Here is a 26232-nt window from a genome sequence, read left to right on the forward strand (position 1 = left end):
ACGGAGGACAAAGTCAAAAGGCAGGTCCCCGACCGGGAGAGGGACAATCGTCCCCGCGACGGAGTCCGGAACCGGTCATCGGATCGGTCCGGGGCCGGGAGCGGCGGGCCCGCCCCCCGGCCCCGGCCGGCGGATCAGCGGCGTTCGCGGGCTTCGGCCTTCCTGACCGTGGGGATCGCCGCGACGTCAAGGATGCGATTCGACCCCCACCCGGCCAGCTTCCCCCGCTGGGCGACGAAGGAGCACGCGGCGCTGAACGCGAAGTCGGGCAGCGTCCGGACGTCCTGCACCGTCATCCCCAGCACATAGACCAGGGCCAGGTAGATCTGCTCCGTGACGGTCACGCTGTAGAGCTGGTCCGGGATGATCATGGGCTTGCCCACATGCACGGTATCAAGGAGGATCTTATGCAGCGGCGGCGCGGTCGAGTCGTAGCAGAAGCGCATGCCGGAGACCTGGGGAAAGAAATCGCCGCCTTTATAGATGGTCTTCTCGAGCGCGCCCAGGATCTCGCTTCCGGTCGCGCGGAACGTGACCAGCCGCCAGGGCCGGACATAAGGCTGACCGGACGGCCTGGTCCTGAGGTTGCCGTAGCTCATCGCCCGGAAGACGTCGGCCCCGACGACCCAGCCCTTGGGCAGCGGATCGCCCATATAGGCGAACGGCTCGATGGCGATGTCGGTGCCCGTCCAGGCCCGGTACGCGTCGGTGAACAGGTCGCCGAGAGGCGTGTCTCGCTGGGCGCAGCGGAGGTTCCAATCCATTCCGATATCATGCTGCGCCCAGGCCAGCGTCTGATGATAGACGTCGCCATAGAGGGCGACGATCCCCGCCTTTAAGTTCTCGATCGGGGCCTGGAACGCGGGGGACGGCGGCGTCTTCGCGTCCGCGCTGAGGAGGTCGTAGTCGACCAGGTCGACCTGGCCGCCGGCGACCGACAGCCGCAGGCGCCCGACCCAGCGATAATAACTGCCAGCCGAAACGATGAGCGTGGTCCCGCCGTCCGGGCGCAGGACGGGCTCCGGCTGTTTCAGCACCGCGTTGTCGTGGCCGTTGACGATGACGTCGATGCCCGGGACGCTCCCGGCCAGCTCGCGCGCGGCATCCATACCGAAATGGGAGACGCAGATCACGACCTGGACGCCCTCTCCCCTGAGCTCGTCGACGGCCGCCTGGGCGATGGCCGGGAGGTCCGAAAGGATCACGACGGGGGCGGGATTCGCCAGCGCGCCGTCCGGCACCGTCAGGCCGAACAACCCCACCTTCACGCCGTTGACCTCCTTGACCAGGGTGGAGCTGACCCAGGGCAAGAGCGGATTGTCCGCCGGGATCTCGAAATTGGTCCCGAGGACGGGCACGCCCCCGCCCGGCCAGGCGTTCTGGAGGACGGTCGCCAGGGAGCCCGGCCCGAACCGGAGATCATGGTTGCCGAGGACGATGGCGTCGAGCCCCAGCGATTTCAGCATCTGGAGCTCGGGCACGCCGAGGTATTCACTGAAAAAAAGGTCGCCCTCCATGAAATCTCCCGCGAGGACGAAGATCGCGTTCGGATCCAGGGCTCTGGCCTCGGTCACCAGGGTCGCCGCCTTGGCCAGACCGCCCAGGGTCCCGCTTAAAGCCGGATCCTTGGGCCCCCAGGCCTCGAGATGCGAGTGGGTGTCGTTGACATGCAGCAGGGTGATCTGCGCCGGCTGAGCGGACGCCCCCGGAGCCGCCGCCAGGAACAGGGCGGCGACGGCTAGCGCGATCGGGATCAGCCGGGCCAGGCCCCGCACCCTTCGCCTATTCCCTCCGCCAATGGACATCGGTTCCTCCTTGATGGATTCCGAAAACGGGTCATTGCCCCGGTTTTCGCCCCGACTTTGGGTTTGCCGACGCTCCGAGCCACCCCACGGCCAACTAATATGGCCCGGCGGGACCGGGAGTCCATGGCATAAATATTGATTTTTCATTGCTTTTGTCATAACGTTTGGCCAAATGGGGATTCTGAATTCCTGAGGTATGGAGGTTTGCCGCGCGCCCGTGCGGGGCGGCTCGGAGGACAAGGTGACGTCCAGGACGGAACCGCTTTCCTCAGGAACTGTCCTTCGGTTCGGCGAATTCGAGGCCGATCCGGAGGCGGGTTGCCTTTCCAGGCAGGGCCGCGAGGTCCGGCTGCGCCGGCAGTTGTTCACGATCCTGTCAGTCCTGCTGGAGCACGCCGGAGAGGTCGTCACCCGGGAGGAGCTCCAGAAGCGGCTCTGGCCGGGGGACGTCGTCGTGGATTTCGAGATCAACCTCAACACGCTGATCGCCCGCCTCCGGGAGGCGCTGGGCGATTCGGCCGAGACCCCCCGCTACATCGAAACCCTGCCGAAGCGGGGCTATCGGTTCATCGCGCCGGTCGTCCGGACCGCCGCGTCCGTGCCGGTCCCGCTCAGGCGGCTCCGGCTCATCGTGCTGCCGTTCGCGGACGCGGGCGGCAGCCCCGACGAATACGTCGGCGATACGATGACGGAGGGGATCATCACAGCCCTCTGCCAAGTCGCGCCCGAGCGGCTGGCCGTGATCGCCCGCACGACGTCCATGCATTACAAGAACAGCCGTCTGGACATCGCCCAGGTAGGGCGGGAGATCGGGGCGGATTACGTCGTGGAAGGCGCCGTCCGCCGCTCGTCGGATCGGATGGCCGTGAACGTCCAGCTGATCCAGGCCGCCGACCAGACCCATGTCTACGCCGGGAAGTACGACGCCGGGATGGACGGGCTGTTCGACCTCCAGACGCGCGTCGCCGGGGACCTCGTGAAGCACATCCCGGCCGCTTCGGGCGAATCGGCCGGGACCCGTGTCCGGAAGAAGCCGACCGAAGACCCGGCGGCGTACGAGCTCTACCTCCAGGGCCGGCACCTGATATATAAGCTGAACCCACTCGACCTGGCCAAGGCCAAAGCTTGCCTGGACGAGGCGATCGCCCACGACCCGCGGTTCGCCCTGGCATACGACGCCCTCGGCGAGATCTATTGGTGGACCGCCTTCTACGGCTTCCTGCCGCCGAGGCAAGCCGGCTTCGCCGGGCTCGGGGCCGTGCTCAGGGCGCTCGAGATCGACCCGACGCTGGGCGAGAGCCACAGCCTCCTCGGTCAGTTCCGCCAGAAGCTCGACTACAACTGGCCGGAGGTGCGGCGCGAGATGGACCTGGCGCTGGAGCTGAGCCCCTCGTCGCCGCTGGTCCGGATGCGATACGCGGTCAGCGACCTGCTGCCCCACGGCCGGCTCGAAGAGGCCGTCGCCCAGGTCGAGCGCGGCCTGGAGTTCGATCCGCTCTCCTGGGAACTGCGGACGTGGCTTTCGGTGTTCCTATGGCTGGCCCGCGATTACGACCTGGCGATGCGGGAGGCGCGCTTCTCCCAGGCCCTCCAACCGGGGAACTTCATGCCCCCGTACCTGATGGCGTGCATCGCCCGGGAGAGCGGGAACGCCGGGGACGCCCTGGTCCTTCAGCGCCGGGCCGTCGAGATGTCCGGCGGCTCGCCGCAGATGCTGGGCTGGCTGGGGATGAACCTGGCCCGGGGCGGGGACGCGGCCGGGGCGCGCGCGGTGCTCGAGCGGCTCCGGACGATCGCGGCCAAGACCTATGTCCCGCCCACGAGTTTCGCCTGGGTTCACGCCGGGCTGGGGGAATTCGACGACGCGCTGGCCTGGATCGAGCGGGCGATCGACGACCGCGACTCCTTCATCATCCCCATCAAAACCTACGCTTTCTTCGATCCGCTGCGCGCCGATCCGCGCTTCCAGGCCCTTCTGCGCAGGATGAACCTCGAGCCCTGACGAGCCTCCATTCTCTTCGCGGGCCGGCGGTCTTTCGGCCTGTTCCGCCGACTAAATCATGATGCGCAGCGGATTTTTTTGTCCCGGATGCGAAGAAAAGGCCCCGATTCGTGTCTTTATTCCAAGGACAGGACCATTAGAACGCGCTTAGCAGTCCAGTTCACAGTCCGCCTGAAGGAGAGCGCCGAATGAAGAACGCAGAACTCTACAAAGGCCTGGTCGAGGACGCCGGCATCGCCATCGCCATCGACGATCAGGAAGGAAAGACCCGCTATTTCAACAGGAAATACGCCGCGATGTTCGGCTACGCCCCGGGCGAAATGACGGAGCCGTCCCTGCAAGCGCTCGTCCACCCGGACGACACGGAAACGGTCCGGAAGTACCACGAGGCCCGGGTCTCCGGCAACTACGCGCCTCCCCGGTACGAGATCAGGGGTGTCAAGAAGGACGGGTCCGTCATCTTCCTCGAGGTCGCGGCCGTCCCGCTCAGGGACAACGACGGCATCGTGGGCACGCAAGTGTATTTTTGGGACGTCTCGGAGCGGCGCCTGCTCGAGAACAAGCTGAACAACACCCTCAGGGCCCTGCGCAAGACGACAGGCACCATGATCCAGGTCATCGAGAGGATGCTCGAGATCAGGGACCCTTATACGGTCAATCATCAGCAGCGCGTCGCCGATCTGGCCCGGGCGATCGCGCGGGAGATGGGATTCTCGGTGGACAGGATCGACGGGCTCCGCCTGGCCGGGCTCATCCACGACATCGGGAAGATCGCCATCCCGGCGGAGATCCTGACGAAGCCGACCCGGCTGTCCGACGTCGAGCTCTTGCTGATCAAGGCCCATCCCCGGGTCGGCTACGATCTAATCAAGTCGATCGACATGCCCTGGCCCGTCGCCATGACGGTCCTTCAGCATCACGAGCGGCTGGACGGATCCGGCTATCCCATGGGCATATCGGGCAACGAGATCCTGCCCGAGGCGAAGATCCTGGGCGTCGCGGACGTCATCGAAGCCATGTCCTCCCACAGGCCCTATCGGCCGGCCCTGGGGATCGCCAAGGCCCTCGAGGAGATCTCGCAGAAGAGCGGCGTCCTCTACGACAAGGACGTCGTGGAGGCCTGCATCAAGGTGCTCCAGCAGAACAGCTTCGATTTCCGATTGGAGGGGACCCCCGCGCCGGGACCGGATTTCGTCAAAGAAACGCCCTGACCGCCGCCCAGGCGGAAGGAGCCGTGAGGAAGGAAAAGTGCCCCTGGCCTGACTCGAACAGGCGACAAACAGATTAGGAATCTGCTGCTCTATCCATACTGAGCTACAGGGGCATCCTCGGACAAAGCGCCCTTACTATAGCCGAATCGCCGCGCCTTTTCAATGAGGCCCGGGATGCGCGACTGGACCCATCCGGGCTGCCGGGTTTTCCGATAAGGGACTGATATTTCAGCGAGTTCGGCTTCCGGGCCGTCGCTGGCACCTCGGGCAGAAATGGCTCGAGCGGCCGCCGACGCGCTTCATGCGGATGGCCGCGCCGCAGGCGACGCAGGGCTCCCCCGTCCGGCCGTAGACCTTATGCGCCAATTGGAAGCCGCCCGCGTTCCCTTCGGCGTCGCGATAGTCGCGGACGGTCGAGCCGCCGGCCGCGATGGCCGCCCCGAGGATCTTCTTCATCGACCGATAGAGCCGTTCGACCGCGTCGGGCCGCAGCGAGGACGCGGGCTTCTCGGGATGGATGCGGGCGGCGAAGAGCGCCTCGTCGGCGTAGATGTTGCCGATGCCGGCGATCCGCCTCTGGTCGAGCAGGACGCTCTTGACCCGGCCTTTCCGCCCCTTGAGGATCGAGGCGAATTCCGGGAGGCTGACGGCCAGCGGCTCGGGCCCGAGGCAGGCCAGCTCGCCGCAGACGGACTCGGGGGGGCCGTCGAGGCAGAGCATGAACCCGAACTTGCGGACGTCGCGGAAACGGAGCTCGTTCCGGCCGTCGGCGAAGCGGACGGCCAGGCGGGTGTGCTTGTCGCGGGGCTCGGCCGCGCCGGCGAACAGGAACTGGCCGGTCATCTTCAGGTGAAAGACGAGCGTCCGCCCGCCTTCGATCTCGATGAGGAGCATCTTGCCGCGGCGGCGGACGCCGAGGACGCGGCGGCCGCGCAGGGCGCCGAGCCCGTTCAGCCCGCCGGTCCTGAGCAACCGTTTATCGAGGAGATCGAGGCCGGCGATCGTCCGGCCGGCGATCCGGGGCCGGAGGGAGCGGGCGATGGTTTCGACTTCAGGGAGCTCGGGCATGTTCCTATTCTACCAAATCCATCCGCAAACTTGATTTGACGGATGGATTTCATTAATATGCCCTCTTATGAAGCTCAAGGCCATCCTCGCCATGATCCTGGGCTGGGCCGTTCCCGGCTTGGGCCACGCCCTCCGGAAGAAGTACTGGCGGGCCGTCCTGTTCTTCGTCTCGATCTTCGCCATGACCGGTCTCGGCCTGGCCATGGGCGGCCGCGTCTATCCCTTCCAGACCGACAATCCCCTGACCATCCTGGCCTTCTTCGCCGATATCGGCAACGGGCTCTTCTACATCCTGGCCCGCGTCTTCGGCTGGGGCGGCGGTGACATGGCCCGGGCCACGTTCGAGTTCGGGACCGCCTACATCGCCGGGGCGGGGCTGCTCAACTTCCTGGTCGCCATCGACGCCTACGACATCGGAGCGGGGAAGAAGTCATGATCTTCGAGAGCCTCCTCCTGTCGATGGTCGTCTACGCGTTCTTCGTCGCCCTCGTCCTGGCCCTCATCCGCCGGCCGGACCTCAAGAGCCGCCTCCGCTACGGCCTGCTCATGTTCGCCGTGATGACCGTGGGCGCCCTGGCCTTCGGCTGGCTGATGTTCCTGTTCATCAAGAAATAGACGGCCGCCCCGCGGCGCCGCCGGCGGGGACGCCACGACCATGATCGAGCTCTTTCACATCTGGAAGCAGTACCAGAAGCCGTACTGGGCCCTCTCGGACGTCACCCTCCAGATCAACGACGGCGACTTCTATTTCATCACCGGGCCGAGCGGTTCGGGCAAGACGACGCTCCTCAAGACGATCTTCCGGGAGACCCTGCCGACGGAGGGCCAGATCCTCATCAACGGCGTCAACATCCTCAAGGTCCCCGACAGCCGGATCTACACGCTGCGCCGGACCATGGGCATCGTCTTCCAGGACTTCAGGCTGATGTTCCACCGGAGCGTCTTCGACAACGTCGCCGTGCCGCTCCAGGTCGTCGGCGTGCCGCGCAAGGAGATCCGGCGGCGCGTCTTCGCCACGCTCCAGAAGGTCAACCTGCACCAGAAGATGTGGGAGCTGCCGGGCCGCCTGTCCTACGGCGAGCAGCAACGCGTGGCCATCGCCCGGGCCATCGTCAACAATCCCGAGATCATCCTGGCCGACGAGCCTACCGGGAACCTCGATCCCGAGCTGGCCTTCGAGATCGTCACCCTGTTCAAGCAGATCAACCTGCAGGGCGCGACGGTCATCATCGGCAGCCATGACCGCGAGCTCATCCGCCACTTCGGCAACAACATCCTCTTCCTGCAGAAGGGCAAGATCGTCGGCAAGGAAGCCCACGCGTGATCGAGAAGCTGAAGTTCTTCCTGAACGTCACGGGCAACAACCTGTGGCAGTTCCGAACGCGCAACCTCTTCTCGGTGACCATCATCTGCCTGTCCTTTCTCACGGTCGGCATCTTCCTGTCGCTGACCAACAACCTCCGGGCCACCGCCCGCGAGCTGTCGAGCAACATGAGCGTCGTCTTCTATCTCGACAGGGCCCTGGCGCCGGAGGCCGTGGAAGCCATCCGCCAGGAGATCTCGAGGCCGGCCTTCGTCGAAAGCGTCGGCCTGGTCTCGCCCGAACAGGCCCTGGAGCGGTTCCGGACGAACTTCCCCGACCTGGCCGACGTCGTGGCCGGGCTCAGGGGCAACCCCTTCCCGCCGTCGCTCGAGCTGCGGGTCAACGCCAAGGCGACCGCTTCCAGGGAGGTCGTGGCCTTCGTCGAGGGCATGAAGAAGCGGCCGGGCGTCACGGACGTTCTCTTCAACCAGGACTGGGTCGAGAAGATGCAGGGCTTCAGCCGGCTGGCCGGGGCCATCGGCGCCTTCCTCGGCGGCATCCTCATCCTGACCTCGTTCTTCATCATCTCCAACGTGGTCAAGCTTAACGTCTTCGCCCGCAAGAACGAGATCGAGATCCTGCGGCTCGTCGGCGGGACGAACCTGTTCATCCGCGTCCCGTTCTGGCTCGAGGGCATCACCCTGGGGCTGCTGGGCAGCCTGCTGTCCCTGGCGCTGCTCTTCGTCGTCATCCGCCTCTTCCCCGTCTACCTCGGCGCCTCCCTCGGCGCCCTGCAGCAGCTGCTCCAGTTCCGCTATCCCGACCTGACCCAGGCGCTCGCCCTTCTGGCCGGCGGCGCGGCCACGGGTTTCATCGGCAGCGCCACCTCGGTCTCGAAATTCCTGAAGGTTTAGGAGGGGTCAAACCTGCTTTTTGCCCAAAAATGCGCAAAGAGCAGGTTTGACCCCCTCTGAATTTTGTCTTAGAATCAGGGCAAATGATTTCGCTGGGTCAGGCCCTCAGAGAACAGCGCGAGGCGCGCAATATCTCCCTCGAGGAGATCGCCGCGTCCACCAAGATCGTCCCCCGCTACCTCGAAGCCCTCGAGGCCGACCGCTTGAAGGCCATGCCCGGCGGCTTCTTCATCAAGGGCATCATCCGCAGCTATGCCAAGGCCGTCGGGCTCGATCCGGAAGAGGTCCTGGCCCGCTACCGGGCGGCCGGACTGCTCTCCGAGCCCGAGCACGTCCGGACCTCGCTCCTCCGCCGGGCGGGCAGGCCCGAGCCGGGGAACGCCCCGGCCACGCTCGACCTGTTCCCGGCCGAGCCCTCCCTGCCGGGCGCCGAAGAGGCCGGGTCGCCGCTTGTCATCGAGGCCGCCCGCAGGCGCCGTCTCTCGCCCGCCGCGCGCAAACGGATCTTCGCCGTCGCCTGGCGGCTGGCGGCGATCCTGGCCGCCGTGGCCGTCCTCATCGTCCTCTGGTCGAACCGGACCCCCCGCCGGCCCGAGTCCCCGTCCGCCAGCCTCCCGGCCCAGATCATCCTGCCCCCGCCGCAGACGTCCGGGCCGGCGCCCGCCGCCGAAACGGCCGGCGCGCAGGCCGGTCCCCAAGCCGCTCCCGGCGTCGCCGCGCCGGGTTCCAACGCCGCCGTGCCCGTCCCCTCCGCCCAGCCCGCCGCGGAGCCGTCGGCCAAGCCCGCGGCCCCGCCGGTCTCCGAAGACGCCTGGAAGGGCGTGACGGTCGAGATCACCTTCGAGGCCGAGACCTGGATCCACGTCCAGACCGACGGCGAGCCCAAGATCGACGGCATCTTCCCGGCCGGGGCCACGGCCACGGCGCGGGCCGACCGCGTCCTCCTTATCCATACGGGCAACGCCGGGGGATTCACGTTCCGCCTGAACGGCCGGCCGGCCAGGCGCCTCGGCCGCTCCGGCCAGGTCCTGACGGACGTCAAGATCACGCCGGAAAACATCAAGGATTTCCTCGAGGCCCCCTCCCCCGGCTCGACGGCGGGCTGAGGCCTCCGCCCCGATGCCCTCGAGCTCCTGAAGCCATGCCCACCGACCAGGCGGAAGCGATCGTCCTGCGGACCACCAACATCGGCGATCAGGACAAACTCGTCGTTTTCTTCTGCCGCGAGAAGGGCATCCTCCGCGGCGTGGCCAAGGGGGCCCGCAAGTTCGGCAACCGATTCGGCAGCAGCCTCGAGCCGATGTCCACCGTCCGCGTCTTCTATTACGAGAAGGAGCGCCGCGACCTGGTCACGGTCTCCGGCTGCGACCTCCTCGAATCCTTCTTCGAGATCCAGGCCGAGCCCGCGACGGCCTTCCTCCTGACCTATTTCGCCGAGCTCGTCGAGGAGTTCGCTCCCGCCCGGGCCCGCGAGGATGTTCTCTTCCGGCTGCTCCTGTCCGTCCTCCGCGGCCTCAAGGCGGGCGCCGACCGCGACTTCGCCGGGGCCTACTTCGAAGCCTGGTTCCTCCAGGCCAACGGCCTCCTGCCCGATCTCGCCTCGTGCCGGCGGTGCCGCAAGGCCCTGGCCGCGGGCGGCTGGCTGGGCCCGAAGAAGGACGGCGCGTACTGCCCCGGCTGCGCTCCGCTCCAGAAGGACCCGGTCCCGGCCGGCATCCAGGAGTTCCTCCAATGGGTCCGCAGGAACCCGCCGCCGGGCGGAGGCGCTCCGCCCTTCCAGCCCGACCGGATCGCGGCCGTCCGCCGGGCCCTCCAGGCCCTGATCGTCTATCACATGGAGCGCGAGCCGCGGAGCCTGCATTTCCTCAAGACGTAGGGAACCCGTTTTGTTATAATGGGTGGAACCAAAATGACGAATATCGGGTTTTTCATGAGTGCGGTACCGGAGCGACTGAGGAGGCGTCATTGAAAAAAGCCGCGGTAGTCCTTGCTGTATTCATGCTCGCGCTCTCCCTGTCGGCACAGGGCCGGACGGGCGTTCTCCAGGGCCGGACCGTCGGTAAGGACGGCAAGCCGCTGGCCGGGGTCAAGGTCACCCTCTCGCGGCCCCTGGCCGCCGACTCGACCTTAACCACCGGGGCCGCGGGCGCGTTCCGCTTCCCAGCGGTCTTTCCCGCTTCGGACTACACCCTCAAGGCCGAGCTGAACGATTTTAAGACCCTCGTCCGCTCCGGGATCATCATCGAGGCCGGCGGCCGTCTGTCCTTGGATCTCGTCCTCCAGCCGGGCAAGCCCGGGGAAACGGTCAACGTGACCGCCCCCGTCCCGGCCGTCGATCCGGCCCGTTTCGCCCGGGGCGAATCCTTCGGCCCCGAGATCCTCCAAGCCCTGCCCACGACCCGCGACCCCTGGGACGTCGTCAAGCTCGCCCCCGGCACCCTCCTCGACCGGGAGAATGTCGCCGGCAGCGAATCGGGCCTGCAGGCCCGCGTCCTGGCCAAGGGCGACTACAAGAACGGCGGGGCCGACACCTGGACGATCGACGGCATCGACGTCACGGACCCCGTCGACAGGGGCGCGTCTTCCATCCACTACGACTTCGACGCCATCGACACGATCCAGGTCACGACCGGAGGCGCGGCCGACGTCACCCAGCAGACGGCCGGGGTCGCCGTCAACATCCTGAGCCGCCGCCCCGGCAACAGGCTCGCCGGCACGGTCCGCTTCTTCCTGACCGGCGACGCTTTCCAGTCGAGCAACCTGACGACCTCGCTCAAGTCGGCGGGCGTCTCCAACATCAACAAGATCCAGCAGTTCCGCGACTACGGCGCCAGCGTGGGAGGGCCCGTCGTCAAGAACCGGCTCTGGCTCTGGGCCGGCTTCGGGGTCCAGGACCTGTTCGCCTATACGATCTACAACACCCAGGATCGGGTCCAGTTCCACGACTACAGCTTCAAGCTCAACGCCGAGATCCTCACCGGCAACCGGTTCGAGGCCCTGCTCACCACGAGCCAGGAAGAACGGTTCGGCATCAACGCCGACGCCGCCAAGCCCGAAGGCGACCACCGGAGGGGCCGCTACAGCCTGGGCAACCCCATCTTCAAGCTGCAGGACGAGCAGGTCCTCGGCCAGGACCTCTACCTGTCCGCCAAGTTCACCTGGGCCAACACGGGCACGACGACCAGGCCGATGATCGACGAGGACATGACCAACCCCGTCGTCTGGGACGTCACCAACGGTCTCTACGTCCCCTTCTCCTCGGAATACGGCCGGTCCTGGGACTACGCCGTTTCGACGCGGTCCCGGAAAGACACCCAGCTCGACGTCCGGCTCTACAGGGACAGCTTCCTCGGCCTGAGCCACGAGTTCAAGGCCGGCTTCGCGTTTACCGACAAGAAGACCACCAGCGTCTCTGGCTATCCCCAGCATTACGAGATCTTCCGGAACTTCAACGAGCCGCTCATCGACCTCGGCGAAGGCCTGGTCGTGCCGCCCGCGGCCTGGCAGCGCTTCGTCTTCAATCGCGAGAACCGCGAGATCGATCTGCTCGGGCAGGCCGCGGTCTATCTGCAGGACACCGTCACCAAGGGGCGGTTCACCCTGCGGCTGGGCCTGCGCTACGACCACCAGAACCCGTCCCTGGGCGCGACCGGCATCGCCTCCGTCGTCTCGAGCTATACGAACATCTTCGACCAGGACCTGATCACCGGCCTGACCAACTACCTGCCGTCCCTCACGGTCAAGGCCATCGACCCGAAGTACGAGTGGAGCAATTGGTCGCCCCGGCTCGGGCTGAGCTGGGACCTCAAGGGCGACGGAAAGACCATCCTCAGGCTATCCCTGGCCCAGTACGGCGACCTCCTGACCCCGGGCGCCAACGTCCCCCGGCCCCTGGGCCTGACCGGCGGGCTGGGCTTCTGGTGGAAGGACACGGACGCGGACGGGCTGGCCGATCCGGACGAGGCTTACTGGCAGTACTCCTCGACCTATGCCGAGACCCCGAACCAGCTCTATGCCCTGTTCGACTCGAACGGCGTCCTGACCCCCGCGGCCGTGGCCGCGCTCGAGGGCGGGTTCGCGAGCGACGCCTATCTCGCCGGCAACTACTGGGGCTACGACTGGTCCGACAAGGAGGCCGTCAACTACGACAACCTGACGACCTTCTACCGCAGCGACATCGATCCCAACGTCAAGAGCGTCAAGACCTCGCCCCGGACGCGCGAGGTCATGCTCGGCCTCGAGAAGGAGCTCCGCCCGAACCTGGCCGCCTCGGTCACGGCTACTTACAGGCGCTACGACAACTACGACTGGGCCAAGCTCTACTACCCGGCCGACATCTACCCCGGGACCCCGGACCTGGTCGTCGACAACACGGGGACCTGGTACGCGGCCGCCGGCACCATCCCGGCCACGATCACGGCCGGCGACGAAACGATCGACATGGGCGACGCGGCCGGCCGGACCTGGTACCTGCCGATCGCCTCGTTCCCCGGCAGCACGCCCTACCGGATGGTCGACAAGAGCACGAGCTACCGGGACTACATCGGCCTCGACCTGACGCTGACCAAGCGCCTGTCCAACCGCTGGTTCCTGGACTCGTCCCTGACCCTGCAGGACCAGCGCGTCCATTGGGGCAAATCGTACCTCGACCCGACCAACCAGTGGGCCCTCGACGGCAAGCCTTACGGCAACTGGTCCGACTCCTACAACGGCAAGATCTCCGCGCAGATGTTCGCCCGCTGGATCGCCAAGATCAGCGCCCTTTACCAGCTGCCCCTGGGCATCGACGCCTCGGCGACGCTCTACGCCCGGGAGGGCTGGAAGATCCCCCACTACATCACCTTCGCCTACGAGAACAGCGAGAACTGGCCGGGGCTCTACCGGGCCAACACGATCTACCTGCAGGCGGCGACCAAGGACAGCCTGCCGGCCATGGTCGAGCTCAGCTTCCGCCTCGAGAAGAGCTTCGCCGTCGGCTCCAGCCGGATGTGGATCATGGCCGACGTCTTCAACCTGCTCAACCGGGCCACGGTCAACCGGGCCACGGACGCGAACTTCGGGGTCTATTACGTCGACACGCAGACCTACGCGGCCAGCCCGTACAACCGCGTCTACAACGAGATCCTCAACCCGCGGACGATCCGGCTCGGCCTGCGGTTCGAGTTCTGAGCCCTATTTCTTGATGGTCGAGATGAATTCCTCGACCTCCGGGATGCCGCCCTGGAAGATGAGGTAGCCGTTCTCCGGCTCGCGCTCCGTGATCTCCCCGGCGATCGGCGTCAGCATGATCCTGCGGACCTCCTCTAGGTCCGTCGCCTTCCCCAGGGCCCAGGCCAGCTTGACATAGGCGACCTCGGGCAGCATGTTGGCCGCCGGGATGACCCCGAGCTCCATCATGTCGCGGCCCGTGTCGTAGACGTACATCTGGACGTAGCCCCAGAGCGTCTGGACGGTCATGAAGACGGCCACGCCCTTGTCCCGGGCCCGCTTGAGGGCGGGGTAGAGCGGCTTGTTGACGTGGCCGAGGCCGGTCCCGGCGATGACGATGCCGCGGTAGCCGTTGTCGACGAGCGAGTCGATGATGTCCGGCTTCATGTTCGGGTAGTAATAAACGATGGAGACCCGATCGTCGAACGAGGTGTCGATCCTGACGTTCCGGTCGGCCCGGCGGCGCTTGTAGTCGTGGCGCAGGGGCGTGATCTTCTCGCGGCTGACCATGGCGATGGGGATGTCGCCGATCGTCCGGAAGGTCGAGCGGTAGCTCGAGTGCATCTTGCGGACTCGCGTTCCGCGGTGGAGGAGCCCGTACATGTCCGAGGTCGGCCCGAACATGCAGACCATGACCTCGGCGATGTCGCTCTCGGCCGCCGTCTTGACGCTGTGCATCAGGTTGAGCGCGGCGTCGGACGAGGGCCGGTCCGAGGAGCGCTGGGACCCGACCATGACGATGGGCACCGGCGGATCCTGGACCATGAACGACAGGATGGCCGCGGTGTGGTGCATGGTGTCCGTGCCGTGGCCGATGACGATGCCCTGGACGCCCTTCTCGATCTCGCGGCCGATGGCCCGGGCCGTGGCGATGTACTGCTCGGGGCCCATGTTCTCGCTGAAGACGCCGAACAGCTTCTCGGTCTCGAGGTTGCAGATGTCGGCCAGCTCGGGCACCGAGCCGTAGAGCTCGCCCGGCGAGAAGGCCGGGATGACGGCGCCGGTCCGGTAGTCGAGCCGGCTGGCGATCGTGCCGCCGGTGCCGAGGAGCTTGACCCTGGGCTTGGCCGGATCGAAGGGGAAGTCCTTCTCGGGGATCTTGTAGTGGGCCTCCTTGCGGCCGCTGATCGTGATGGCCTCGACCGAGCGGGCCGCCAGGCCGATGTTGTAGCCCGAGCGGAGCTTGATGACGATGTGGTTCGGGTCGGCCGTCTCCGAGCGGGGCAGGATGATGCCGGTGTATGTGCCGCGGGAGGTCCTGATCTCGACATCGCTCCAGACCAGGGCCCCGAAGTTCCGGAGCGTGGACAGGGCCTCGCCCCGGTAGCCTTTGTAGTCGTCGTTCGCGGCCATCAGCATGTCCCTTCGGCGGCGTCGGTGACCCGCTCGAGGACGGCCGCGCCTTCGACGCGGCCGCGCAGCGCGGTCATGACCAGGCCCATGAGGATGTGGGCCTTTCTTTCGGGGTTGTGGACCTTCATCGACCGCAGGACGGCGTTGGAGTCCGCGACCTGGGCGTAGATCTCCTCTTCGGTCGCCGGCCGGACCTCGCCTGTCTCCGGCAGGGCCCCGCCGGCGGCGACCCGCTCCATCAGGGCGAAGACGCCGTCGCGCGAGATCCTCCGGTCCCGGAACAGGGCCAGGATCCGGCGCAGCGCGTCCTCGGTGAGCAGGGCCGTGTTGCGCCCGTTCGACCTGAGGCGCTTGGGGAACTGGACCAGGGCCACCGCGGCGGCGGTCGGGTCGAGACCCCAGTCCCTGACCAGGACCTCGAACAGGCCGGCCTCGCGGGAGACGGCCAGGGGCTCGACGACGTCGGCGGGCAGGCCGAGCTCCCGGTACCAGGCCTCGCGGGTCCAGATGGGAACGGGCAGGCCCCGGCGGATGCGCGCCAGGCGGTCTTCCGTGACCTGCTTGGGCGGCAGGTCGGTGTCCGGGTACATCCGGTCCGGGCCGGGCAGGATGCGCTCGAAGCCGTTGGTGCCGTCCCGTAGGGCCTGGCGCGTCTCGGAGGGGACGCCGATCACGGCCTCGCGGGCCCGGATGACGATCTCCTGGACCGCGGTCTTGACGTCCCCGGCCGGGCCCCAGACGACGACCACGGTGTCGTCCCCGGTCGCGCGAACGGCCTTGCGCACGGCCTCCCAGCGGGAGCTGGAGAGCGTTTCCGAGAGGCTGTCGGAATGGATGATGTTGGGCAGCTTGGTCAGGCAGGCGACGACGCGGACACGGTCGGAGATCTCGCGGGAGAAGCGGGTGTTCGTCTGGGTCTGCCAGCTGAGCAGCTCGCGGAAGCCGCGCAGGACGACCGCCGAGGCCGCGGCGCCGCCGTCGATGGCGTCGCGGATGGGCTGGTAGCTCGTCTTCTGCAGGACCCGGGTGACGTCCTCCGACCCGGACTGGAACGTCTCGGAGGTGATGCCGCGGCCGCGGAGCTCCTCGCGCAGGCGGAGGAGGTTCCACTGGCGCATGGCCTCCTGATAGGTCAGGAGCGGGATGCGCGGGATGCGCGGCACGCCCTTGATCTCGATGCGGGTCCCGCCCCGGACGCTGACGTTGACGTCCTCGCGGGCGGCGCCCATGCCGGTCCGGACCTGGCCGGTGCTGCGGACGAGCCGGCGCAGGATCTGGGCTACCTCGGCCGCCTCCTGCGGCGTGCGCATGTCGGGGCCGGTCACGGTCTCGATGAGGGGCATGCCCAGGCGGTCGGTCAGGTAGACGCGGCGGTGGCCGACGTCGCTGACCTCGCGGCAGGCATCCTCCTCGAGGCCGAGCTGGACGATGGAGATGCGGCGGTCCCGGTAAGGGATCCATCCGTTGACGCCGACGATGGTCGTCCGCTGGAAGCCGGTCGGGATGCTGCCGTCGAGGTACTGCTTGCGGGCGATATGGAGCTCGTCGACCAGGTTCAGGCTGTAGAGCATGGCGACGCCGAGGGCGATGTCGAGGGCCTGCTCGTCGATCATGAACGGCGGCGTGTCGTCCATCTCGTAGGTGCAGACGGTCTCCCGGTTGATCCGGTAGATGATCTCCTTCCTGGTCTTGAACTCCATCAGGGCCGTGCCGTCGTACTCGCCGAGCTCGGACAGGGTCGGCCGCATGTGGCGCAGGATCTCGGCGTCGTATCGGTCGCTGTAGCGGCCGGCCGGGCAGCGGCAGAACAGCTTCTTGGCCGTCAGGAGCTGCTGGTGGATCTCGAGGCCGGAGCGGAAGCCGATTTCGGCGTAGTCGGCTTCGGACATCTCGGCGAAGGGCTTGAACTGGTATCGATAATCGCTCATGAGTCCGGTCCGATCCGTTGCGGGTCAGAAGCGGCATTATACCACAAACGCAGGGTTGATTTTTGCCCGGACTTGTGCCAAATTACCGTTTTCCGGGGCGCCAGGGAGCCGTTCCGACGGGCCCTCCGGGCGCCTTTCCATCTCGTTATCAAGAGGAGACGAGGATGAATCTCTTGGGGCTCGCCCGCCACGGGCTGAACTCGTTCGAACAGATCGCCATCTGCGGCGTCATGCTGACGGCCTTCATCAGCCTCTGGTATGCCTGGATGCTGCGCAAGACCGTCATCAAGAAGGACAAGGGCACGGATAAGATGCAGGAGGTCTGGAACGCCATCCGCATCGGCGCCGAGAGCTACCTGAAGACGCAGCTGCGCAAGATCCTGCCGATCATCGGGATCCTGACCGTGGCCCTGTTCCTCAGCGTCTACGTCGTGCCCGCGAGCGCCGAGGCGATCGCCGAGTTCGGCGCCGGCAAGGCCAAGATCATCATCGCCATCGGGCGGACGATCGCCTTCATCATGGGCGCGTCCTTCTCCCTGCTGGTCGGCCAGCTGGGCATGCGCATGGCCATCCAGGCCAACGTGCGGGCGGCCTCGGCGGCCCGGCGGGGCTTCAACGAGGCCCTGTCGATCGCCTACTACGCCGGGACGATCACGGGCATGCTGACGGACGGCCTGGGGCTGTTCGGCGGCACGCTGATCTTCATGGTCTTCGGCAAGGCCGCGCCCGACGCCCTGCTCGGCTTCGGCTTCGGCGGCACGCTGCTGGCCCTGTTCATGCGGGTCGGCGGCGGCATCTACACCAAGGCCGCCGACGTCGGCGCCGACCTCGTCGGCAAGGTCGAGAAGGACATCCCCGAGGACGACCCCCGGAACGCGGCCGTCGTGGCCGACCTCGTCGGCGACAACGTCGGCGACTGCGCCGGCATGGCCGCCGATATCTTCGAGTCCTACGAGGTGACCATCGTCTCCGGGCTGATCCTGGGGCTGGCCCTGATGGCCCTCGACCCGAGCCACGCCCTGAAGTGGATCGTCTATCCCCTGATCATCCGGGCCATCGGCGTCATCTCCTCGATCCTGGGCACGTTCACGGTCCCGATCTGGGAGCGCTTCCCGCTCAAGTTCCTGCGGGCCAAGGACGCCGAAGAGGCCATGTTCCGGTCCTACGAGGTCTCGAGCGTCAACACCATCGTGTGGTCGTTCATCGTGGCCATCTTCTACGCCGGCGACTGGCGGCTGGCCGTGCTGACCTCGGTCGGCGTCGGCCTGGCCGTGAGCTTCAACCCCCTGACCTCGTACTTCACGGCCACCCGCAAGCCCCCGGTCCAGGAGATCGTCCGGGCGACCAAGACCGGGCCGGCGACGACCATCCTGTCCGGCCTGAGCGTCGGCATGGAATCGAGCGTCTGGGCCGTCTTCATCATCGCCATCAGCTTCATGGTCGCCCTCGTCCTCTACAGCCCGGCCGGTCCTCTCTATGTCCTCTACGGCGTGGCCATGATCGGCATCGGCATGCTCAGCCACACCGGCAACAACGTGGCCATGGACTCCTACGGGCCGATCTCGGACAACGCCAACGGCATCGCCGAGATGTCCTGGCACGACCAGACCGACGCCGAGACGGTCAAGGCCCGCCAGATCATGGCCGACCTCGACGCCGTGGGCAACACGACCAAGGCCATCACCAAGGGCGTGGCCATCGCCTCGGCGGTCATCGCGGCGATCAGCCTGTTCGCCTCCTACATCACCGATGTCGGGAAGGTCCAGCTGCAGATCGGCGTCCAGCACATCATGACCGCCATCCGCGTGTCCGACACCAAGGTCTTCATCGGGCTGCTGCTCGGCGGCGCCCTGCCCTGGCTCTTCAGCTCGCTGTCGATCCGGGCCGTCACCCGGGCGGCCGGGCTCATCGTCGAGGAGGTCCGGCGCCAGTTCAAGATCCCCGGCCTGATGGAGGGCAAGGTCAAGCCGGACTACGCCCGGGTCGTCGGCATCTCGACGGCCGCGGCGCAGAAGGAGCTCGTGCCGCTGGCCCTGATCTCGGTCTTGATGCCGCTGATCATCGGCCTGACCCTGCAGGTCGAGGCCCTGGGCGGGTTCCTGGCCGGCATCATCCTGAGCGGTCAGCTCCTGGCCGTGTTCATGTCCAACGCCGGCGGCGCCTGGGACAACGCCAAGAAGTGCATCGAGGACGAGCCCCGGGACCTCGCGGCCTGCACCGGCAAGGGCTCGGAGCGCCACAAGGCGGGCGTCGTCGGCGACACGGTCGGCGACCCGCTCAAGGACACGGCCGGGCCGTCGCTCAACCCGATGATCAAGGTGACCAACATGGTCAGCCTGCTGGCCGCGCCGATCATCGTCAAGTACAGCAAGATGACGCCCGGGCTGGCCGTGGTCGTCGCCGTGCTCATCGCCGCGACGATCTGGGCCGTCGGCCGCAGCAAGCGCGAAGCCCCCTCGCTCTTCGTCGAGGATCAGCCCAAGACCGCCAAGAAGTGAATAAAAGGGGGACATGATACCCGTTTCCTATTTTCAACAGGGCAGGAAAAAGGGTATCATGTCCCCCATTTTTCTGTCTCGTTCCCGTTTCCCATTCCTTCGATCCGCGCCGGCACGGATCGCTTGACAACTTCCGTTCGCCCCGGTATCGTCCCCTGGACGACGACCCGAGGTGAAAGAAGATGCCGATCCGACAGATCCTTTTTTCGTTCAGCTTGTCCAAGATCGCCGCGGAGATCGCCTTAGGGTTCGTCGCGCTTGTCCCGGTGGCCCTGGCCGCCGCCGGCCAGACCGGGGAACCGCGATACGGCGTCGGGACATGGGACCCCGAATCGGGGCTGGGGAATCACCGGGCCGTGATCCATGTCGCCGCCCCCGCGGCCGTGCCCGGGGCGAAGGGCGCCGGACGGCCGCCGGCTGCGGTCGCCCCGGCCAGGCCGGCCCTGGCCCGCGTCGTCATCCCCTGGCGGCGGCCCGACCTCGAGCCGGAGAAAAAGAACGTCATCGTCATCGACGCCTCGACCGGCGAGCGCGTCGTCAAGGTCCTGCCGGTCAGGATCGGCCGCGAGGCGGCGGACCTCCTCTTCGAGCCCCGGACCGTGCCAGGCGATTATTATTTCTACTTCCTGCCCTACAAGTCCGAAGGCCGCAAGAACTATCCCAACGTCAGGTATGATCCTCCCGACTGGTCCGCGGACCCGGCCCTGGCGGCGCGGGCGGCCGCCCTGCGCGCGAGCGGCGCCCCCCCGGCCGGGGAGGCGGCCGCCGAGGGCCTGCTCCCGGCCGAGACCGTCGAGATCCAGTCGGCCGACGCGTTCAGCGCCTTCACGCCGATGGAAAGGATCGCCACGGCCGAGGAGACGCGGGCGCTCCTGGCCGCTCATCCCGCCGCGCCCTATCTCCTCTTCCCGGAGGACCGGTCGCTCTCGATCCGCATGACCGGCGATCTCCCCGGGCGCTGGGCCGCGTCCGGTCCCGCCGGCGTGATCCGGGGACGGGCCGCCCGCGGCGAATATTTCACCTTCCAGATCGGCGCCTGGGCCGCGCGCGAGCCCATCGCCGATCTAGACGTCCGCTTCTCGGACCTCGTCCGGACGCCGGCCACGGCCGCCGACGGCTCGCCCGTCGCGCCCTCCGTCATTCCCGGAAAAGGCATGACCTGCATCAACAAGGGCGGCGCCGGCTGGGACGGCGCTCCGTTCACGAAAGCCGTGCCGGTCGCCAAGGGCCGGGTCCAGGCCCTCTGGTGCGGCGTTCCCGTGCCGCCCGGGATCCGGCCGGGCGTCTTCAAGGGCGCAGTGACGGTCGCGCCGTCCGGCCTGCCGGAGACCGTCCTGGCCTTAGAGCTGACGGTCACGGACGAGACCCTCGCCGACAGCGGCGACGGCGATCCTTCCCGCCTGACCCGCCTCCGCTGGCTCGACTCGACCCTGGCCCAGGACGACGGCATCGTTCCGCCCTACACGGCCATGACGATCGATCGCCTCACGGTCGGCTGCCTCGGGCGCGCCGTGGCCATCGGCCGCGACGGCCTCCCGTCCCGGATCCGGAGCTACTTCGCGCCGGAGATGACCCGCCTCCAGGCGAAGCCCGTCGACGTGACGGCCGGCCCGATCCGGCTCCGCGTCCTCGACGAGGACGGCCGGGAGCACAACTGGAAGCCGAGCGTCATCGGCCCGCGGCTGGCCCGGCGCGGCCCCGGGGCCGTAGTCTGGGAAGCCGACAACTGCAACGGCGACTTTCTCCTGAAGGTCCAGGCCCGGATGGAGTTCGACGGCTTCGTCGACTACAAGGTCTCGGTCACGGCCCGGCGCGACATGGCCGTGTCGGACATCCGGCTCGAGGTGCCGTGGCGGGAGGCGAGCGCGACCCACATGATGGGGCTCGGCTTCAAGGGCGGCCTTCGTCCCGCGAGCTACGACTGGGCCTGGGACCAGAAGAAGAACCAGGACGCCCTCTGGATCGGAACGGTCAACGCCGGGATGCAGGTCGGGTTGCGGGCCGAGAACTACTCGCGGCCCCTCAACACGAATTTCTACCTGTCCAAGCCCCTGAACATGCCGCCGTCGTGGTGGAACGAGGGCCGCGGCGCGGTCACGGTCCGGAGCGGGGGCCGGGACGGCGCCGCCCCGGGGACGGTCGTCATGGCCGCCGCGTCCGGGCCGCGCCGGCTCCGCGTCGGCGAGACGCTCCACTTCGACTTCACCCTGCTCATCACCCCGTTCAAGCCGATCACGCCGGCCGCGCACTTCCGCGAGCGCTACTTCCACGCCTTCGAGCCGCTCGACAAGGTCGCCGCGGCCGGGGCCAACGTCGTCAACGTCCACCACGCCAACGACATCAACCCCTACATCAACTACCCGTTCCTCCGCGCGCCCGAGATGAAAGCCTACATCGACGACGCCCACCGGCGCGGCTTCAAGGTCAAGATCTACGACACCGTGCGCGAGCTGTCGAACCGGGCGCCGGAGATCTTCGCCCTGCGCAGCCTGGGGCGCGAGATCTTCACGGCGGGGCCGGGCGGCGGCTACTCCTGGCTCCAGGAGCACCTCGGCTGCGACTACATCGCCGCCTGGTTCGTGCCCCAGCTCAAGGACGCGGCGGTCATCAACAGCGGCATGTCGCGCTGGCACAACTACTACATCGAGGGCCTCGACTGGCTGGCCCGCAACGTCGGCATCGACGGGCTCTACCTGGACGACGTCGCCTTCGACCGGACGACGATGAAGCGCGTCCGCAAGGTCCTCGACCGGAACAGGCCCGGGGCGCTCATCGACCTCCACAGCGCCAACCAGTACAACGTCCGCGACGGCTTCGCCTCGAGCGCCAACCTCTACCTCGAGCACTTCCCCTTCCTCGACCGGCTCTGGTTCGGCGAGTATTTCGACTACAACGGCAGCGGCCCCGATTACTGGCTGGTCGAGATGTCGGGCATCCCCTTCGGGCTGATGGGCGAGATGCTCCAGGACGGCGGCAACCCCTGGCGCGGCATGGTCTTCGGCATGACGGCGCGGCTGCCCTGGGCGGGCGACCCGCGGCCGCTCTGGAAGGCCTGGGACGAGTTCGGGATCGCCGGGAGCGAGATGATCGGCTGGTGGGTCGCGGGGAGCCCTGTGAAGACCGGGACGAAGGACGTCCTGGCGACGTGCTTCGTCAGGCGCGGCCAGGCAAGGACGACGGCCGTCCCGGCCAGGAGCGCGACGATGGTCGCTCTGGCATCCTGGGCCAAGGAGCCCGTCGACGCGCGTCTCTCGATCGACTGGAAGGCGCTCGGCCTCGACCCGAAGAAGGCCAGGCTCATCGCCCCGGCCATCGACAAGTTCCAGGGGGTAGCGGCGTTCAGGCCCGGCGACCCGATCCGCGTCGAGCCCGGCAAGGGCCTGCTCCTCATCCTCCGCTAGCCGCCGCCGGGAAGAGCCTGACGACGAGAAGGTCGTCCCCGGCCCCGGCCGAAAGGCCGCGGGATCTCCGGACCCGCTCCAGGAGCGCCTGGAACGCGGCCGTGGGCCGGATCGGATCCAGATCCTTATCGGTCTCGAGGACCCCGAGGTTGGCGAACCCCTTGTCCACCGCCGCGGCCAGGTGCCGCAAGGCCAGCGCCTTATCGCCCGCCCGCGCGGCCACGCACGAACGGTCGTAATAGAGGCCGCTCTCCATGGACAGCCCCTCTTCGCAGGCGGCGATGGCCAGGTCGAGATAGGCGCCGGACCGGATCATGTCGCCCTTGCCGTAGAGCTCCAGGGCCCGGGTCCGGGCGGCGGAGCAGAGATCGTAAAGGCGCCGGGAAGCCGAGGCGCGGTCCTCGATCGCGCCCTTCCCTTTCGCGGCTTTCTTCAAGAAGCGAACGCCCGTCTCCAGCAGCACCTCCGGCACGGCCGACGGGCCGCCCGTCTCGGCGTCCTCGATGGCTCCGACGGCGCGGCTGAATTCCTTCCGGAATTCGGCGTCCTTCCGGTCGCGCTTCCTCTCGGCCTCTAGGAACAGCCCGTAGTCCCTGCTCGCCTTGAGCCTCTCGAGGCGGGCGGGGAGTTCCGCGAGACCGGCGATGTCCAAGCCCATCCCCGCGGCCAGGCGCATGGCGGCCTCCAGCCTGTCGGCGGCCCAGAAGACCCGCCGCGCCGCCTCGAGCGTCCCGGCTTCCTCGAGATCGCCGCGGATGAAGGCGGCCGCGCGCTCCCGGTTCGGCGGCCGGAGTCCCCGCTTCATCGCCGTGATCTCCATCCAGCCGACGGCCAGGGCGCAGGACGCCGGGTCCGGCCAAACGTGGGGACCGTCGAAATAATGGAACCGGTGCGGGATGCCGGACGGGTCGAGCGCCCGGTCAAGCCCCTTCATCTCGCCGTAGTTGAAGTCCCGCAGGCCCGCCAGGCCGAAATAGGCGGCGGCTCCGAGCTTCCCGGGCTCGATCCCCGCGGAGAGCCCGGCCCCGCAGCCTATGATCCCGGCGATGGGGCGGCCGACGACGGCGGGAAAGACCGACGCGACGCGGGCCCCGCCGGAGAATCCGGAGGCGTAGACGCGCTTTTCGTCGATGGGCACCCTTTGCCGCACATCGGTCCAGAGGGCCAGGGCGGCGCGGACGCTCGCTTCCATGGGGCCGTTCCTCGAATCGTTGGACGCGGCCAAAATCCAGCCGTACCGCTCGGCGGCGTCCCGGAAGGCCTCGATCGCCGCCGCGCCCCGGGCGCCGGGATCGAAGAGGACGAGGACGGGCCAGGTCTTGCGGGGATCGAACGAGGACGGCAGATAGAGCGCGTAGCTGCGGGCGGGATCGGCCAGGCAGTCGATTTTCGCGACGAACCGGCCCGCGGAGGACGCTTGGCCGCGGGCGGGAGGCGGGATCAGGGCCGAGGCAGCAGCGGCGAGGAGGGCCGCTACAGCGGAAAGACGCTTCGGGTGCGACATCCCGGTCCTTTCGGCGCTCTCATTCTAGATCAGGCGCTCCATGGCGTCCAATCCGGGGCAACGGGCGGCCGGGCTCGAAAAAGCGGAAATAGGTATTGTGTCCCCCATTTTTTTTAATGGGACAGGCGGTCGAGCTCCTCGAGCTTCAGCCGGACGCTCATGATGTAGGGCGGCTCGCCGGCCGTCCAGTGCCCGTACGTCGTGACGACGAAGGTGCCGTCCGGCAGGACCTCGACGCCGGGATAAGAGCAGTCGGCGCCCTCGGTGTTGTCCATGAGCCGGACGCGGTACTGGCCTTCGCGGCCCTTGACGATGTCGTCGAACGTGCCGACCCAGGCCACCCAATCGCCTCTCGTCGGGCTCTCGTGGGTCATGTCGCGGAAGGAAACGAGCAACCGCCCGTCCGGGGCGTACTTCCCGGTGTGGCGGTCGCCGGTCAGGGCGCCGGGCAGCTCGCGCGGCGCGCTCCAGGTCGCGCCCTCGTCCTTCGAGAAGATGACGTACGAATTGCGCTTGCGGCTTTCCTCGCGCAGGAGGACGGCCAGGGTCCGGCCGTCGGGAGAACGGATGACCCCCGGCTCGCAGAGCTGGACCTCGGACGACGCGCAGACCGCCTTGGGGAAGGACCAGGTCAGCCCGCCGTCCTCCGAGAACGTCGCGTAGAGCGTGAAGACGACCGGGTCCTTCTGATGGGACTCCGTGGCGAAGAACCGTCCGTCATCATGGAACATGGCCATGTAGCGGCCGCGGCCGAACGGCTTCCGCTCGACCAGGGACGACATGACCACGACCCCGCCCCAATCCCCGGCCGGGGCGAGCGGCGTCCAGGTCGCGCCGTCGTCCTCCGAGACCGCCAGGCGCGCCGGGTAGAGGCCGGACCAGACGATGAGCCTCTTCTTGCCGTCCGGACCGACGACGCGGTGGATGGTCGGCGTCTCGAGCGAGGTGGCCCAATTCTCAGGCACCGGCAGACGGGTGCTCCAGGTCAGGCCGCCGTCGGCGCTCCGCTTCATGACGATGGCGCCCCGGCCGTGGCCCTTGGGATAGACGGTAATGATGGTCTTGCCGTCCTCGAGCAGGACGGTCGTCGGGTGGCCAAGGTACTGGCCCGGCTCGCGGTCGACCACAACCTGCCGTTCGGCCTGCCCGGCCAGATCGATGAGCGGGATGGAATAGCCGCGGGACACGGAGACGCGCGGCTTCTCCTTCCCGGAGCTGGCCGGCAAACCCGCGACCAGGACGAACCCCGCGGCGGCGAGAGCGACGACTTTCCACATGCTTGCCTTCACCGTCATCCTCCTCTCAATCGAAGAGCTTCATCAGCCAGCGATGGAGCGGCGCGACCGGCGCGAAGCGCGCGAAGCAGTAATCGACGAATTCCTCCCCGAAGAACTCCGGCGGCACCCTGGCCTCGAAGCTCGCGTACAGCCCTTTGTGCTTGAGCAGCTCGGCGTTGCGGTGGCCCGGGTCGAGGCCGGCCGGGACGCGCTTGTAGTGCGACCCTTCGACCGCGCAGCCCGGGATGGCCCGGAGCGCGTTCACGATCCTGGCGATCTCCGCCCCGCGCCGCGGGTCGGCCACGGCCTTCCGGTAGCGGCCGAGCAGGGCGTCGGGGATCATGTACATCCCGCCGCCGAGCGTGAGGTCGGGCGGTTCGAGACCGACGTAGTAGCCCGCCGACTCCATCCGGGAGCGGGCCCGGTCCCAGAAGTAGATGCCGAGGTTCGTCTTGTAAGGCCTCGGATCCAGGCTGAAGCGCGTGTCGCGGTTGATGCGGAAGATCGACTTGTTGACCGCGGGGACGGCCACGATCCCCGGGACGATCGCCTTCAGCCTTTCCCCCATGGCCGGGACGAAGAGCCTGGCCGGGGCCAGGACGTGGGCCTCGTAGGTCGCCCGGTTCTCCTCGAACCAGGCCCTGTTGTTGTTCTCCCGGAGCTCCGCATAGAACCGCACGGTCTCCCGGGTGAATCCCGTGAACACGGCCTCTTCGCTCATGCCGGCCTCCAGGCGGCTATTTTACCAGATTGCGAGGGG

18 protein-coding genes and 1 tRNA gene are annotated in these 26232 nt (G+C 67.6%); 11 read left to right on the forward strand and 8 right to left on the reverse strand.

Going from position 1 to position 26232, the window contains the following annotated elements; all coding sequences use genetic code 11:
• Positions 1-134: 134 nt before the first annotated feature.
• Positions 135-1805, reverse strand: a complete 1671-nt coding sequence (locus ABFD52_09815) for a bifunctional UDP-sugar hydrolase/5'-nucleotidase (GenBank protein MEN6561059.1) — start codon at positions 1803-1805, stop codon at positions 135-137.
• Positions 1806-2046: 241 nt separating this feature from the next.
• Between ABFD52_09815 and ABFD52_09820 the strand changes: the two genes are divergently transcribed.
• Positions 2047-3807 carry a winged helix-turn-helix domain-containing protein gene (locus ABFD52_09820; GenBank protein MEN6561060.1) on the forward strand — a complete coding sequence of 587 codons (1761 nt, stop codon included), beginning with the start codon at positions 2047-2049 and terminating at the stop codon, positions 3805-3807.
• A 188-nt stretch (positions 3808-3995) separates the two neighbouring features.
• The gene (locus ABFD52_09825) at positions 3996-5018 is read left to right on the forward strand and encodes an HD domain-containing phosphohydrolase (GenBank protein MEN6561061.1); all 1023 of its coding nucleotides are present in this window, start codon (positions 3996-3998) and stop codon (positions 5016-5018) included.
• Between the two features lie 38 nt (positions 5019-5056).
• Here the strand turns inward: ABFD52_09825 and ABFD52_09830 are convergent.
• Together ABFD52_09830 and mutM are read right to left on the reverse strand one after the other, a co-directional pair.
• A tRNA-Arg gene (locus ABFD52_09830) sits at positions 5057-5131 on the reverse strand.
• Between the two features lie 115 nt (positions 5132-5246).
• Positions 5247-6086, reverse strand: a complete 840-nt coding sequence (gene mutM / locus ABFD52_09835) for a bifunctional DNA-formamidopyrimidine glycosylase/DNA-(apurinic or apyrimidinic site) lyase (GenBank protein MEN6561062.1) — start codon at positions 6084-6086, stop codon at positions 5247-5249.
• Between the two features lie 67 nt (positions 6087-6153).
• Between mutM and ABFD52_09840 the strand changes: the two genes are divergently transcribed.
• The 7 genes from ABFD52_09840 to ABFD52_09870 all read left to right on the forward strand — a co-directional run bounded on the left by ABFD52_09840 (position 6154) and on the right by ABFD52_09870 (position 13472).
• Positions 6154-6522: a DUF6677 family protein gene (locus ABFD52_09840; GenBank protein ID MEN6561063.1), complete on the forward strand. Its 369-nt coding sequence runs from the start codon at positions 6154-6156 to the stop codon at positions 6520-6522.
• On the forward strand, positions 6519-6701 hold the full coding sequence (locus ABFD52_09845) for a hypothetical protein (protein MEN6561064.1): 183 nt from the start codon (positions 6519-6521) through the stop codon (positions 6699-6701). Before ABFD52_09840 ends, ABFD52_09845 begins: the two co-directional genes overlap by 4 nt.
• 40 nt (positions 6702-6741) lie before the next feature.
• On the forward strand, positions 6742-7410 hold the full coding sequence (gene ftsE / locus ABFD52_09850; GenBank protein MEN6561065.1) for a cell division ATP-binding protein FtsE: 669 nt from the start codon (positions 6742-6744) through the stop codon (positions 7408-7410).
• Positions 7407-8303, forward strand: a complete 897-nt coding sequence (locus ABFD52_09855) for a permease-like cell division protein FtsX (GenBank protein MEN6561066.1) — start codon at positions 7407-7409, stop codon at positions 8301-8303. The genes ftsE and ABFD52_09855 overlap by 4 nt, the downstream gene beginning before the upstream one ends.
• A gap of 83 nt (positions 8304-8386) precedes the next feature.
• The gene (locus ABFD52_09860; GenBank protein MEN6561067.1) at positions 8387-9409 is read left to right on the forward strand and encodes a RodZ domain-containing protein; all 1023 of its coding nucleotides are present in this window, start codon (positions 8387-8389) and stop codon (positions 9407-9409) included.
• Positions 9410-9444: 35 nt separating this feature from the next.
• Positions 9445-10179, forward strand: a complete 735-nt coding sequence (gene recO / locus ABFD52_09865; protein MEN6561068.1) for a DNA repair protein RecO — start codon at positions 9445-9447, stop codon at positions 10177-10179.
• An 89-nt stretch (positions 10180-10268) separates the two neighbouring features.
• A complete protein-coding gene (locus ABFD52_09870; GenBank protein ID MEN6561069.1) occupies positions 10269-13472 on the forward strand; it encodes a carboxypeptidase regulatory-like domain-containing protein in 3204 nt (1067 codons plus the stop codon).
• Positions 13473-13475: 3 nt separating this feature from the next.
• On the opposite strand, the gene gatD is transcribed toward ABFD52_09870, so the two are convergent.
• Together gatD and gatE are read right to left on the reverse strand one after the other, a co-directional pair.
• Positions 13476-14864 carry a Glu-tRNA(Gln) amidotransferase subunit GatD gene (gene gatD / locus ABFD52_09875; GenBank protein MEN6561070.1) on the reverse strand — a complete coding sequence of 463 codons (1389 nt, stop codon included), beginning with the start codon at positions 14862-14864 and terminating at the stop codon, positions 13476-13478.
• The gene (gene gatE / locus ABFD52_09880; protein ID MEN6561071.1) at positions 14864-16792 is read right to left on the reverse strand and encodes a Glu-tRNA(Gln) amidotransferase subunit GatE; all 1929 of its coding nucleotides are present in this window, start codon (positions 16790-16792) and stop codon (positions 14864-14866) included. The genes gatD and gatE overlap by 1 nt, the downstream gene beginning before the upstream one ends.
• Positions 16793-16956: 164 nt before the next feature.
• On the opposite strand from gatE, the gene ABFD52_09885 reads away from it, so the two are divergent.
• Both ABFD52_09885 and ABFD52_09890 read left to right on the forward strand, forming a co-directional pair.
• Complete coding sequence (locus tag ABFD52_09885) at positions 16957-19290, forward strand: sodium-translocating pyrophosphatase (protein MEN6561072.1); 2334 nt, start codon at positions 16957-16959, stop codon at positions 19288-19290.
• 182 nt (positions 19291-19472) lie between these two features.
• Positions 19473-22691, forward strand: a complete 3219-nt coding sequence (locus tag ABFD52_09890) for a glycoside hydrolase domain-containing protein (protein ID MEN6561073.1) — start codon at positions 19473-19475, stop codon at positions 22689-22691.
• Here ABFD52_09890 and ABFD52_09895 read toward each other — a convergent pair.
• The 3 genes from ABFD52_09895 to ABFD52_09905 form a co-directional block, all read right to left on the reverse strand.
• Positions 22678-24195 (reverse strand): hypothetical protein, encoded by a 1518-nt coding sequence (locus ABFD52_09895; protein MEN6561074.1) that lies wholly within the window; start codon positions 24193-24195, stop codon positions 22678-22680. The two genes, ABFD52_09890 and ABFD52_09895, sit on opposite strands and share 14 nt — an antisense overlap.
• Before the next feature lie 113 nt (positions 24196-24308).
• Positions 24309-25484 carry a sialidase family protein gene (locus tag ABFD52_09900; protein MEN6561075.1) on the reverse strand — a complete coding sequence of 392 codons (1176 nt, stop codon included), beginning with the start codon at positions 25482-25484 and terminating at the stop codon, positions 24309-24311.
• Positions 25485-25497: 13 nt separating this feature from the next.
• Positions 25498-26193 (reverse strand): DUF2461 domain-containing protein, encoded by a 696-nt coding sequence (locus ABFD52_09905; protein ID MEN6561076.1) that lies wholly within the window; start codon positions 26191-26193, stop codon positions 25498-25500.
• Positions 26194-26232: the final 39 nt, after the last annotated feature.

This window comes from Acidobacteriota bacterium, assembly GCA_039683095.1.
Classification (GTDB): domain Bacteria; phylum Acidobacteriota; class Aminicenantia; order Aminicenantales; family Saccharicenantaceae; genus RBG-16-66-30.